This window comes from Pseudomonas sp. GLN_2, assembly GCF_043106005.1.
Lineage (GTDB): Bacteria > Pseudomonadota > Gammaproteobacteria > Pseudomonadales > Pseudomonadaceae > Aquipseudomonas > Aquipseudomonas alloputida.
Genome location: NZ_JBICMC010000033.1, coordinates 124078 through 136388 on the forward strand (window position 1 = coordinate 124078; position 12311 = coordinate 136388).

The 12311-nt window shown below is 63.4% G+C and carries 8 protein-coding genes; 5 read left to right on the plus strand and 3 right to left on the minus strand.

Translation table 11 applies throughout. From position 1 onward, the window contains the following. The first annotated feature begins 70 nt into the window (after positions 1–70). Complete coding sequence (locus ACF8Q6_RS09355) at positions 71–1753, plus strand: AMP-binding protein (protein ID WP_392493780.1); 1683 nt, start codon at positions 71–73, stop codon at positions 1751–1753. A 210-nt stretch (positions 1754–1963) separates the two neighbouring features. On the opposite strand, the gene ACF8Q6_RS09360 is transcribed toward ACF8Q6_RS09355, so the two are convergent. Further along, on the minus strand, positions 1964–2125 hold the full coding sequence (locus ACF8Q6_RS09360) for a hypothetical protein (protein ID WP_003251307.1): 162 nt from the start codon (positions 2123–2125) through the stop codon (positions 1964–1966). 139 nt (positions 2126–2264) lie between these two features. On the opposite strand from ACF8Q6_RS09360, the gene ACF8Q6_RS09365 reads away from it, so the two are divergent. The 3 genes from ACF8Q6_RS09365 to glgB all read left to right on the plus strand — a co-directional run bounded on the left by ACF8Q6_RS09365 (position 2265) and on the right by glgB (position 9973). After that, positions 2265–4283 carry an alpha-1,4-glucan--maltose-1-phosphate maltosyltransferase gene (locus ACF8Q6_RS09365; protein ID WP_392494123.1) on the plus strand — a complete coding sequence of 673 codons (2019 nt, stop codon included), beginning with the start codon at positions 2265–2267 and terminating at the stop codon, positions 4281–4283. Between the two features lie 153 nt (positions 4284–4436). Then, on the plus strand, positions 4437–7766 hold the full coding sequence (gene treS, locus ACF8Q6_RS09370) for a maltose alpha-D-glucosyltransferase (protein ID WP_392494122.1): 3330 nt from the start codon (positions 4437–4439) through the stop codon (positions 7764–7766). Further along, on the plus strand, positions 7763–9973 hold the full coding sequence (gene glgB, locus ACF8Q6_RS09375) for a 1,4-alpha-glucan branching protein GlgB (RefSeq protein ID WP_012051793.1): 2211 nt from the start codon (positions 7763–7765) through the stop codon (positions 9971–9973). The genes treS and glgB overlap by 4 nt, the downstream gene beginning before the upstream one ends. Before the next feature lie 107 nt (positions 9974–10080). Here the strand turns inward: glgB and ACF8Q6_RS09380 are convergent, their stop codons facing one another. Continuing rightward, the gene (locus ACF8Q6_RS09380; protein ID WP_392494121.1) at positions 10081–11157 is read right to left on the minus strand and encodes an autotransporter domain-containing protein; all 1077 of its coding nucleotides are present in this window, start codon (positions 11155–11157) and stop codon (positions 10081–10083) included. Between the two features lie 188 nt (positions 11158–11345). On the opposite strand from ACF8Q6_RS09380, the gene ACF8Q6_RS09385 reads away from it, so the two are divergent. Next, positions 11346–11471 (plus strand): hypothetical protein, encoded by a 126-nt coding sequence (locus ACF8Q6_RS09385; RefSeq protein ID WP_014860822.1) that lies wholly within the window; start codon positions 11346–11348, stop codon positions 11469–11471. A gap of 3 nt (positions 11472–11474) precedes the next feature. Here the strand turns inward: ACF8Q6_RS09385 and ACF8Q6_RS09390 are convergent, their stop codons facing one another. Then, on the minus strand, positions 11475–12269 hold the full coding sequence (locus tag ACF8Q6_RS09390) for an endonuclease/exonuclease/phosphatase family protein (protein ID WP_003251297.1): 795 nt from the start codon (positions 12267–12269) through the stop codon (positions 11475–11477). Between the last annotated feature and the right edge of the window lie 42 nt (positions 12270–12311).

The window sequence follows — 12311 nt, forward strand, 5'->3', positions numbered from 1 at the left end:
ACGTAAATCTGCGCCAGAGTATTCCCGCTTGCTTCAGCCGTGCCCAAAACAACCACAAGAAGGGACACCCATGAGTCAACCGAGCTATACCCGCGGTCGCCAGGACCGACCCTTGCTGACCCAGACCATCGGCCAGGCCTTCGATGCCACCGTGGCCCGCTGTTGCGACAGCGAGGCCCTGGTGTCCCGCCACCAGGGCCTGCGTTATAGCTGGCGGCAGTTGGCCGAACAGGTCGAAATTTACGCCCGCGCCCTGATCGCACTGGGCGTGAACACTGGCGACCGTGTTGGCATCTGGTCGCCCAACTGCGCCCAGTGGTGCATCTTGCAGCTGGCCAGTGCCAAGGTCGGTGCCATCCTGGTCAACATCAACCCGGCCTACCGTGTGGGCGAACTGGAATACGTGTTGCGTCAGTCCGGCTGCCGCTGGCTGGTCTGCGCTGAAGCCTTCAAGACGTCTGATTACCACGCCATGGTGCAAGCGCTGGTGCCTGAGCTGGCCGGCGCCCGGCCTGGTGAGCTGGCCAGTGAATGCCTGCCCCAGTTGCGTGGCGTCATCAGCCTGGCCGCCAACCCGCCTGCCGGCTTCCTGCCCTGGCACGCACTGGCCGAGCGGGCAGGGCAGACGTCTGCCGAAGCCTGCACAGCCCGTCAGCAAAGCCTGCAATTCGACCAGCCGGTGAACATCCAGTACACCTCCGGCACCACCGGTGCGCCCAAAGGTGCCACGCTCAGTCACTACAACATCCTCAACAACGGTTTCATGGTGGGTGAAAGCCTTGGCCTGACGGCCCGCGACCGTATGGTGATCCCGGTGCCGCTGTACCATTGCTTCGGCATGGTCATGGCCAACCTCGGCTGCATCACCCACGGCAGCACCATGATCTACCCCAACGATGCTTTCGACGCCGAACTTACCTTGCGCGCCGTGGCAGAAGAGCGCGCCACCATCCTCTATGGCGTGCCGACCATGTTCATCGCCATGCTCGATCACCCCTCGCGTGCGCAGATGGATCTGTCCACCCTGCGCAGCGGCATCATGGCCGGCGCCACCTGCCCGATCGAGGTGATGCGCCGGGTCATCGACCAGATGCACATGGCTGAAGTGCAGATCGCCTATGGCATGACCGAAACCAGCCCGGTGTCACTGCAGACCGGCCCGGACGATGACCTGGAGCTGCGCGTGACCACCGTCGGCCGCACCCAGCCGCAGCTGGAAAACAAATTGGTGGACGCCGATGGCTGCATCGTCGCGCGCGGTGAGATCGGCGAGCTGTGCACCCGCGGCTATAGCGTGATGCTGGGCTACTGGGACAACCCCCAGGCCACGGCGGATGCCATCGACCCGGCCGGCTGGATGCATTCGGGTGACCTGGCGGTGATGGACGAGCAGGGCTATGTGCGCATCGTCGGGCGCAACAAGGACATGATCATTCGCGGCGGCGAGAACATTTACCCGCGTGAGTTGGAAGAGTTTTTCTACACCCACCCGGCGGTGGCCGATGCGCAGGTGATCGGCATTCCGTGCAGCCGCTATGGCGAAGAGATCGTCGCCTGGATCAAGCTGCACCCTGGGCATAGCGCCACGGCCGAGGAGCTGCAGGGCTGGTGCAAGGCGCGCATTGCCCACTTCAAGGTGCCGCGGTATATCCGCTTCGTCGACGAGTACCCGATGACGGTGACGGGGAAGGTGCAAAAGTTCCGGATGCGTGAGATCAGTGTGGCGGAGATTGCGGCTGCATCTGCGGGTTGATGTGCTGGCGCGGCCGGCCTCTTCGCGGGTAAACCCGCTCCCACACCGCGCCGCATTCAAGGCCGGCACGGTCCCTCGTAGGAGCGGGTTTACCCGCGAAGAGGCCGGCCCGATCAATGCAAGATCTCCACCTTGCCAAGCACCTGGTCATCTTCAACCTCTCAATGGAGCAGTGGAGATCGCTGTTCATGCCGGTGCCGTGGTCTACCCTTAAGCCTTCACCGGTGGCTCCTGGCTCGGCGGGTCGCCCACTGTCGGCGGCACGGTCGGCTTGATCGGCAGCTCGTCCGGGTCTTCTTCCGGTACGGGTGGCGGCAAGCTCGGGTCGTCGATGTTGGGATCGGGTGTCTCCGGTGGAATGGGAATGTTCATGGCCTGACCTCGCGTGGGTGGGTGAAGAGGTGCTGTAGGCTCTGACCGCTGGCAGCTGCCGTTCGCTCAATTATTTTGAACCCCGCGCCTGTGCCCGGCTCTGAACCCTTACCGCCACCAGCCTGAGGGAGCAAGGTCGATGTCACGAAACGAGCCCTTTGAAAGCGTGCCCATGGCGAACGATCACCCGGACCAGGCCATTAGCCTGGCCCAGGCGCTGTTGGCGCCACGCATCGTGATCGAAGACACCCAACCCGTGCTCGACGCCGGCAGCTTCGCCGCCAAGGCCGTCAGCGGCCAGCCCGTGACAGTCAGCACCAAGGCCTACAGCGACGGCCACGACCGCCTGGCGGTAATGCTCAACTGGCGCCAGGCCCACAGCAGGCGCTGGCATTGTGTGCCGATGCAGTCGGCGGGCAACGACCTGTGGCAGGCCGAATTCACCCCCACCGAGCTGGGCCCGCACAGGTTCAGTATCGAGGCCTGGATCGACCCGTTTGCCACCTATTGCCACGATCTGGAGAAGAAGTACCACGCCGGCGTCGAGGTAAAACTGGAGCTGGAAGAAGGCCGTTTGATGCTGGGCAAAGGCATCGAGCTGTGCAGCGGCGCCCTGCGCGAGGAGCTCGAGGCCGTGCAGAACCGCCTGGCCACCCTCAGTACCGATGATCAGGTGGCCGTGTTTCTCGACCCGACCACCGCCCGCCTGATGGGCGAAGCCGAACACCGTAGCTACCTGACCCGCAGTCCTGATTTCCCCCTTGATGTCGACCGCCCGGCCGCCCTGTTCGCCAGCTGGTACGAGCTGTTCCCGCGCTCGATTACCGACGACCCGCAGCGTCACGGCACCTTCAACGACGTGCACGAACGGCTGCCGATGATCCGCGACATGGGCTTCGACGTCCTGTACTTCCCGCCCATCCACCCCATCGGCATGCAGCATCGCAAGGGCCGCAACAACGCCCTCAAGGCCGAGCCGGGCGACCCGGGCAGCCCGTATGCCATCGGCAGCCCGGAAGGCGGCCACGAGGCCATTCACCCGCAACTGGGAAGCCGCGATGACTTCCGCCGTCTGGTGGCCGCAGCGGCGGAACACGGCCTGGAAATTGCCCTCGATTTCGCCATCCAGTGCTCCCAGGACCACCCGTGGCTCAAGGAGCACCCGGGCTGGTTCAGCTGGCGCCCGGACGGCACCATCCGCTACGCTGAAAACCCGCCGAAAAAGTATCAGGACATCGTCAACGTCGATTTCTATGCGCCAGAGGCCGTGCCTTCGCTGTGGCTCGCCCTGCGCGATGTGGTGGTCGGCTGGGTCGAGGAGGGCGTAAAGACTTTCCGCGTCGACAACCCGCACACCAAGCCGCTGCCGTTCTGGCAATGGCTGATCGCCAATGTGCGCAGCCAGCATCCCGACGTCATCTTCCTCGCCGAAGCCTTTACCAAGCCGGCGATGATGGCGCGCCTGGGCAAGGTCGGCTACGCACAGAGCTATACCTATTTCACCTGGCGCAACCACAAGCAGGAGCTGCGCGAATATTTCGAACAGCTCAACCAGCCGCCGTGGAGCCAGTGCTACCGGCCCAACTTCTTCGTCAACACGCCGGATATCAACCCGTTCTTCCTGCACACCTCAGGCCGCGCAGGTTTCCTGATCCGTGCCGCGCTGGCGACCATGGGCTCAGGCTTGTGGGGCATGTATTCGGGCTTCGAGCTATGCGAGGGCACGCCGTTGCCGGGCAAGGAGGAGTACCTAGATTCGGAGAAGTACGAAATCCGTCCTCGCGATTTCACCCAGCCCGGCAACATCATTGCCGAGATCGCCCAGCTCAACCGCATCCGCCGGCAGAACCGCGCCTTGCAAACCCACCTGGGCGTGGCCTTCTTCAATTGCTGGAACGACAACATCCTGTACTTCGCCAAGCGTACGCCCGAGCGTGACAACTACATCCTGGTGGCCGTCAGCCTGGACCCGCACAACGCCCAGGAGGCGCACTTCGAGTTGCCCCTGTGGGAATTGGGGCTGGACGACAACGCCGAAACCCAGGGTGAAGACCTGATGAACGGCCACCGCTGGTCGTGGTACGGCAAGACCCAATGGATGCGCATAGAGCCCTGGCACCTGCCGTTCGGCATCTGGCGCATCGAGAAAGCCGGGTAAAACCGGTCTGTAGCCTTTCCCCTGTGGGAGCGGGCACGCCCGCGAACACCGGCAGAGCCGGTGCCAAGCACCGCGGTGGCTGATTCGCGGGCACGCCCGCTCCCACAGCGATGGTGCAAGAAGGGGCAAACATGCAATTGAAAGGAGTCGCACATGGCCAAGCGTTCCCGCCCGGCAGCCTTCATCGACGACCCGCTTTGGTACAAGGATGCTGTCATCTATCAGTTGCACATCAAGTCATTCTTCGACTCGAACAACGATGGCATCGGTGATTTCGCCGGCCTGATCAGCAAGCTCGACTATATCGCCGAGCTGGGTGTCAACACCTTGTGGCTGCTGCCGTTCTATCCCTCGCCACGCCGTGACGACGGCTACGACATCGCCGAATACAAGGCCGTGCACCCCGACTACGGCAGCATGGCCGACGCCCGCCGTTTCATCGCCGAGGCCCACAAGCGCGGCCTGCGGGTGATCACCGAGCTGGTCATCAACCACACCAGCGACCAGCACCCGTGGTTCCAGCGCGCCCGCCACGCCAAGCGCGGCAGCAAGGCGCGCGAGTTTTACGTGTGGTCGGACGACGACCAGAAGTACGACGGCACGCGCATCATCTTCCTCGACACCGAGAAGTCCAACTGGACCTGGGACCCGGTCGCCGGCCAGTACTTCTGGCACCGGTTCTACTCGCACCAGCCGGACCTCAATTTCGACAACCCGCAGGTGCTCAAGGCGGTGATCGGCGTCATGCGCTTCTGGCTCGACCTGGGTGTAGATGGCCTGCGGCTGGACGCGATCCCTTACCTGATCGAGCGCGACGGCACCAACAACGAAAACCTCGCCGAAACCCACGACGTGCTCAAGGCGATCCGCGCCGAGATCGACGCCAACTACCCTGATCGCATGCTGCTGGCCGAAGCCAACCAGTGGCCGGAAGACACGCGCCCGTACTTCGGTGAAGGCGACGGCGACGAATGCCATATGGCCTTCCACTTTCCGTTGATGCCGCGCATGTACATGGCCCTGGCCATGGAAGACCGCTTCCCGATCACCGATATCCTGCGCCAGACGCCGGAAATCCCGGCCAACTGCCAGTGGGCGATCTTTTTGCGTAACCATGATGAACTGACCCTGGAAATGGTCACCGACCGCGAGCGCGACTACCTGTGGAACTACTACGCCGAAGACCGCCGCGCGCGCATCAACCTGGGCATTCGCCGGCGCCTGGCGCCCCTGCTGCAGCGTGACCGTCGGCGCATAGAGCTGCTGACCAGCCTGCTGTTGTCGATGCCCGGCACGCCAACCCTGTATTACGGCGACGAACTGGGTATGGGCGACAATATCTATCTGGGTGACCGCGATGGCGTTCGCACACCCATGCAGTGGTCGCCAGACCGCAACGGCGGTTTTTCCCGCGCCGACCCGCAGCGCCTGGTGCTGCCGCCGATCATGGACCCGCTCTACGGTTACCAGACCGTCAACGTCGAGGCGCAAAGCCACGACCCGCATTCGCTGCTGAACTGGACACGGCGCATGCTGGCGGTGCGCAAGCAGCAGAAGGCCTTTGGCCGCGGCAGCCTGCGCACCCTCACGCCCAGCAACCGGCGCATCCTTGCCTATATCCGCGAGTACACTGACGCCGACGGCAATACCGAGGTCATCCTCTGCGTGGCCAACGTGTCCCGCGCCGCCCAGGCTGCCGAACTCGAATTGTCACAATACGCCGACAAAGTACCGGTGGAGATGCTGGGTGGCAGCGCGTTCCCGCCAATCGGCCAACTGCCGTTTCTGCTGACCTTGCCACCTTATGCGTTCTACTGGTTCCTGCTGGCCAGCCGCGATCGCATGCCCAGCTGGCACATCCAGCCCACCGAGGGGTTACCCGAATTGACCACATTGGTACTGCGCAAGCGCATGGAAGAACTGCTGCAAGCCCCCGCAAGCGATACGCTGCAAGGCACCATCCTGCCGCAGTACCTGCCCAAACGCCGCTGGTTCGCCGGCAAGGAAGGGCCGATCGATGCCGTGCGCCTGTGTTACGGCGTGCGTTTCGGCACCGCCACCACGCCGGTGTTGCTCAGCGAAATCGAGGTACTCAGTGACGGCACGGCCACCCGCTACCAGCTGCCGTTCGGCCTGCTGCGTGAGGAACAGATCCATACCGCGCTGCCGCAGCAGCTGGCGTTGTCGCGGGTACGCCGTGCCCACCAGGTTGGCTTGATCACAGACGCCTTCGTCCTCGAGCCGTTCATTCACGCCGTGATGCAGGCCTGCCAGGATGGCCTGCGTCTGCCGTGTGGCGACGGTGAGGACGGTGAGGGTGAATTGCGCTTCGAATGCACAGAGCAACTGGCCGGCCTGGCGCTCGACGAGGAGAGCGAAGTGCGCTACCTCAGCGCCGAGCAGTCCAACAGTTCGGTGGTCATCGGCGACCGCGTGGTGCTCAAGTTGATCCGCCGGGTCAACCCGGGTATCCATCCAGAGCTGGAAATGAGTGCCTACCTGACCGCCGCCGGCTTTGCCAACATCTCGCCGCTGCTGGCCTGGGTCAGCCGGGTGGACGAGCAACACGCGCCGCACCTGCTGATGATTGCCCAAGGTTACCTGAGTAACCAGGGCGATGCCTGGGGCTGGACCCAGAACACGCTGGAACGGGCCATCCGCGACCAGATGGAGCCCACCCGCAACGACGCCGAAGCGCACACTGACGCATTGGCCGAACTCAGCGGCTTTGCGGCCTTGCTTGGCCAGCGCCTGGGCGAGATGCACCTGCTGCTGGCCGCACCCACCGAAGACCCGGCCTTCCAGCCGCGCCCCAGCGATGCGCAGGACAGCGAGCGCTGGTGTGCACAGATCAGCACCGAACTGACCCACGCCCTCGACCTGCTGGCGCAGCATCGCGACACACTGGACAGCGACAGCCAGTCCTTGGTCGACGACCTGCAGCAACAGCGTGACGGCCTGGCCCAGCACATCGACACCCTGAGCAAGCAGGCTCAGGGTGGCCTGCTGATGCGTGTGCACGGCGACCTGCACCTGGGCCAGGTGCTCGTGGTGCAAGGGGATGCTTACCTCATCGATTTTGAAGGTGAACCCGCCCGGCCCCTTGAAGAGCGCCGGGCAAAACACAGCCCCTACAAGGATGTCAGCGGCGTGCTGCGATCCTTCGACTATGCTGCTGCGATGATCTTGCGCAGCGCGTCTGCGGTGGACCTTTCCGAGCCGGCGCGGCAAGCCCGGCAGCGGGTTGCCCGGCAGTACCTGCACCAGTCCCGGCATGCCTTTGTCGAAGCCTATGGGCTGGCCACCGCCGCCATGCCTCACGCCTGGCAGCACGCCGAGGGTGAGCGCGCGGCGCTGGAATTGTTCTGCCTGGAAAAAGCCGCCTACGAGATTACATACGAAGCCGAAAACCGTCCGAGCTGGCTGGCCGTGCCTTTGCATGGTCTGCATGGACTGATCAGTACCTGGGGAGAGTCAGAATGAACGTTACAACGCGTGAAAACGGTGGCCTTCGGCAACGGGACCTCGACGCCCTGGCCCGCGCCGAACACGCCGATCCTTTTGCGGTACTCGGCCCCCACGGCGACGGCGCAGGCGGGCAGGTGGTCCGCGCCTTTCTGCCCAATGCCCTGAAAGTGCGCGTTCAGGCCCGGGATGACGGGCGGGTCCTTGCCGAAATGGAGCAGGGCAGCCTGCCTGGGTTGTTCAGCGCGCACCTTGATGAGGCACAGCCCTACCAGTTTCATATCGTCTGGGCCGGTGGCGAACAGGTTACCGAAGACCCCTACAGCTTCGGCCCGCAACTGGGTGACATGGACCTTCACTTGTTCGCGGAAGGCAATCACCGCGATCTGTCCGGGCGCTTCGGTGCCCAGCCGACTCAGGTCGATGGTATCGACGGCGTGTGTTTCTCGGTCTGGGCGCCGAATGCCCGGCGGGTGTCGGTGGTGGGTGATTTCAACAACTGGGATGGCCGCCGCCACCCCATGCGCCTGCGGCATGGCGCGGGGGTGTGGGAGCTGTTCATTCCGCGCCTGGGCGTGGGCGAAACCTACAAGTTCGAAGTGCTTGGCAAGGACGGCATACTGCCGCTGAAGGCCGATCCGCTGGCCCGTGCCACCGAGCTGCCGCCGAGCACGGCGTCCAAGGTAGCCGGTGAACTCAGCCACGCCTGGCAGGACCATGACTGGATGGCGCAACGCGCCCAGCGCCATGCGTACAACGCGCCGTTGTCGATCTACGAGCTGCACCCAGGGTCATGGCGCTGCGAGCTGGACGAAGCGGGCGAAGTCGGGCGTTTCTACAACTGGCGCGAACTGGCCGAGCGGCTGGTGCCCTATGTGCAGGAACTGGGCTTTACCCACATCGAACTGCTGCCGATCATGGAACACCCGTTCGGCGGCTCCTGGGGCTATCAACCACTGTCGATGTTCGCGCCCACCTCGCGCTACGGCAGTGCCGAGGATTTCGCCGCGTTCATCGACGCCTGCCACCAGGGAGGCATTGGTGTGCTGCTGGACTGGGTGCCGGCGCATTTTCCCACCGACGAACATGGCCTGGCGCGCTTCGATGGCACTGCGCTGTACGAATACGACAACCCCCTGGAGGGCTACCACCAGGACTGGAACACGCTGATCTACAACCTCGGGCGCAATGAAGTGCGCGGCTTCATGATGGCTTCGGCGCTGCACTGGTTGAAGCATTTCCACATCGACGGCCTGCGCGTCGATGCGGTGGCCTCGATGCTGTACCGCGACTATTCGCGCAAAGCTGGCGAATGGGTACCCAACCGCCACGGCGGGCGCGAGAACCTGGAAGCCATCGACTTCATCCGCCACCTTAACGGCGTGGCTGCCCACGAGGCCCCGGGTGCGCTGATCATCGCCGAAGAGTCCACCGCCTGGCCTGGGGTCAGCCAGCCTACCCAACAGGGCGGCCTGGGTTTTGCCTACAAGTGGAACATGGGCTGGATGCACGACACCCTGCACTACATCCAGAACGACCCGGTGCACCGCACCTACCACCACAACGAGATGAGTTTCGGGCTGATCTATGCCTATTCCGAGCACTTCATCCTGCCCATCTCCCATGATGAGGTGGTGCACGGCAAGCACTCGCTGATCGACAAGATGCCCGGCGACCGCTGGCAGAAGTTCGCCAACCTGCGCGCCTACCTCACCTTCATGTGGGCACATCCGGGCAAGAAGCTGCTGTTCATGGGCTGCGAGTTCGGCCAGTGGCGTGAGTGGGACCACGACAGCGAACTGGACTGGTACCTGCTGCAGTATCCCGAGCACCAGGGCGTGCAGCGCCTGGTGGGCGACCTCAACCGCCTGTACCGCGAAGTGCCGGCGCTGCACGAGCAGGATTGCCAGCCGCAGGGCTTCCAGTGGCTGATCGGTGACGACGCGCAAAACAGCGTGTACGCCTGGCTGCGCTGGAGCAGCAGCGGCGAGCCGGTGCTGGTGGTGGCCAACTTCACCCCGGTACCCCGTGAGGGTTACCGCATTGGCGTGCCGTTCGGCGAGCGTTGGCAGGAGTTGCTGAACAGTGATGCTGAGCTGTATGCCGGGTCGAACGTGGGTAATCTGGGGGCGGTGGCCAGTGAGGCAGTGGCCAGCCACGGGCAGCCATTATCGCTGGCCCTGAACCTGCCGCCGCTGGGGGTGTTGATCATGAAGCCCGCCTGATCGGTTGGCTGTACTGGCCCTTTCGCGGGTAAACCCGCTCCTACGCAGGCCGCACCCGGCGGTGATCGTTGTAGGAGCGAGTTTACCCGCGAAGACGCCGGCCCTGCCTACCACCGCATCCGTACCCCAAGGCTGCCAATCAGCCCGTTGAGGTCATTGTCATCCACATCACTGCTGTAATCGGCGCTGACGAACATGGCCACCGAAGGCGTCACCCGCGCCACCAACCCCAACCCTAACTCCACGGTAGTCGAGTAGCGCGAGCTGGAAATCTTGTCGACCTGGTCCAGCTTCACCTCATCGGCATTGCTGAAGTCATACCACACGTTGGTCCGCACATAGGGTTCGATGGGCATGCCGCGCACTTCGTAGCGCCCGGACAACTTGGCACCGACCCGGCCGCTCCAGCTCGGCTGGCTGTCGAAGGCTTGCAAGGTCTCCTCCTGCACCTGGTTGCCAGGGAAGAACTGCTGGTTGATCAACTGTGCCTGGGGCTCGATGACCCAGTTGCCACCCAGGCGGATCGGGTAACCGCCCTCTACCGAGAAGGTCATTGCATGGCCACTGTCGTCCAGGCGCTGGCCGTTTTCGCCACGGCCCATCACGTCGATCCGCGAGCCCATGGCCACGGCATCCAGGTGCCAACCCTGTTCATGGGTCATGCTCCAGTACACCCCCAGGCTTTCCCCGCTCAAGTTCACCGCTTTGCGCTGCTTGTCGCCCAGCAGAGGGCGCATGCCTTTTAAGCTGCTTTGCAGGTTGTTGTGCCCCACGAAAATCCCTGCGCGGTGCACATCGCCCGCTGCTGTTTCACGCACGAACAGGTCCGGGCCGATCATCAGTTGCTGGCTGGGCGCCTCCAGCTGTGCCGGGGGCAGCGCGCGGCCGCGCGCACTGGTGGGGAAGAACTGCGCCCATTGACTGGCAATCAGGTCAGGTGGCGCCTGCCGGTGGCGTTCGCTCATTTGCTGCGAAAACGCATTGAGGGTGCCGAGACTCAACCCGCTGGCACTGAGCGGGTCGAGTGACAGTTGCGCCGCTAAAGGTTGCTGCAGAAAGCCGGGGGAGGTGGGGTCACCCTGCAGTTCGTACGCGATCGTTTCCACCGGGGTTGCCAGAAGCAGCGACGTGGAAACCGCGTAGAAAATGCTGTCGAAGCGCAAGGGGTTCGAGGTGCTTTTCATGGCGGATCTCCTTTGTTTTTGTGGTGCAGCCCGAGAAACCTGGCCTGTTGTCACGAGCTGTACGGCAAAAACAGTGGGCGACCCAAACCAGTACGCCAGTTATCGCAAACGCGCACGAAGGCGCGAGCTAGAGGCCCGGCGCAAGTTTTTTACAGCTTGGTATTGTTCAGCTAAGGAGAGGTCAACGCTTGCGTCAAGAAAGCGTGAAGGAAGTGTTCAAGGTACGTCGTAACGCTCAACCTGTTGTTTTATTGGTAAAAACAGCAGGGTATAGCGGGGATCGCTATTTGCCCTGCCGTGGCTATGAAGAATGATTGCTAAAGCCGCACTTCAACTGCCAGCGGCAGGTGATCTGACAGGTGCGACCAAGGTTTGTGCCCCAGAATCCGCGGCCCATGGCTTTCGGCATTACGCAGGTAAATACGGTCCAGTCGCAGCAGTGGCAGGCGGGCAGGATAGGTGCGGGCGAGGTGGCCGTGGTGGCGTTCGAAGGCCTCGTGCAAGTCACGTTGCAGGCCAAGGGTGCGGTTGCCGTGGCTTTTCCAGTCGTTGAAGTCGCCGGCGATGATCACCGGGGCGTTGGCCGGCAGGGCGTCCAGCAGTTTACGCAGCAACTGCAGCTGCTTTTGCCGATGGCTTTCCAGCAGCGACAGGTGCACGCAGACCGCATGCACCTGGCCTTGCCCCGGTACCTCCAGCACACAGTGCAACAGGCCGCGGCGTTCGGGGCCGGTGATCGACACGTCCAGGTTGCGGTGCTCGATGATCGGGTATTTCGACAGCAGTGCATTGCCGTGGTGGCCGTCAGGGTAGACTGCGTTGCGGCCGTAGGCAAAGTCGCTCCACATGCTGTCGGCGAGGAATTCGTACTGCGAGGTCTGTGGCCAGCCGGGGTAGCGCGCGGCGTGGCGGTCGTGGCTGCCGAGCACTTCCTGAAGGAAGACAATGTCAGCCTGGGTGCTGCGCACGGCCTCGCGCAGCTCTGGCAAGATAAAGCGCCGGTTGAAGGCGGTGAAGCCCTTGTGGGTGTTCACCGTCAGTACCCGCAGGCGTTTCACGGCTGGGGCCTGGCTGACGCTGGCGAAACCATTACTGCCGGCTTCGAGGCTCACAAATCCTCCTGAAGTTAACCCTGCCTTACTGTCGCCGCTAAA

Excerpts from the sequence above, each read along its gene's own strand:
- ACF8Q6_RS09355 (WP_392493780.1), top strand. The coding sequence starts at position 71 with ATGAGTCAACCGAGCTATACCCGCGGTCGCCAGGACCGACCCTTGCTG.
- ACF8Q6_RS09360 (WP_003251307.1), bottom strand. The coding sequence starts at position 2,125 with ATGAACATTCCCATTCCACCGGAGACACCCGATCCCAACATCGACGAC.
- ACF8Q6_RS09365 (WP_392494123.1), top strand. The coding sequence starts at position 2,265 with ATGTCACGAAACGAGCCCTTTGAAAGCGTGCCCATGGCGAACGATCAC.
- treS (WP_392494122.1), top strand. The coding sequence starts at position 4,437 with ATGGCCAAGCGTTCCCGCCCGGCAGCCTTCATCGACGACCCGCTTTGG.
- glgB (WP_012051793.1), top strand. The coding sequence starts at position 7,763 with ATGAACGTTACAACGCGTGAAAACGGTGGCCTTCGGCAACGGGACCTC.
- ACF8Q6_RS09380 (WP_392494121.1), bottom strand. The coding sequence starts at position 11,157 with ATGAAAAGCACCTCGAACCCCTTGCGCTTCGACAGCATTTTCTACGCG.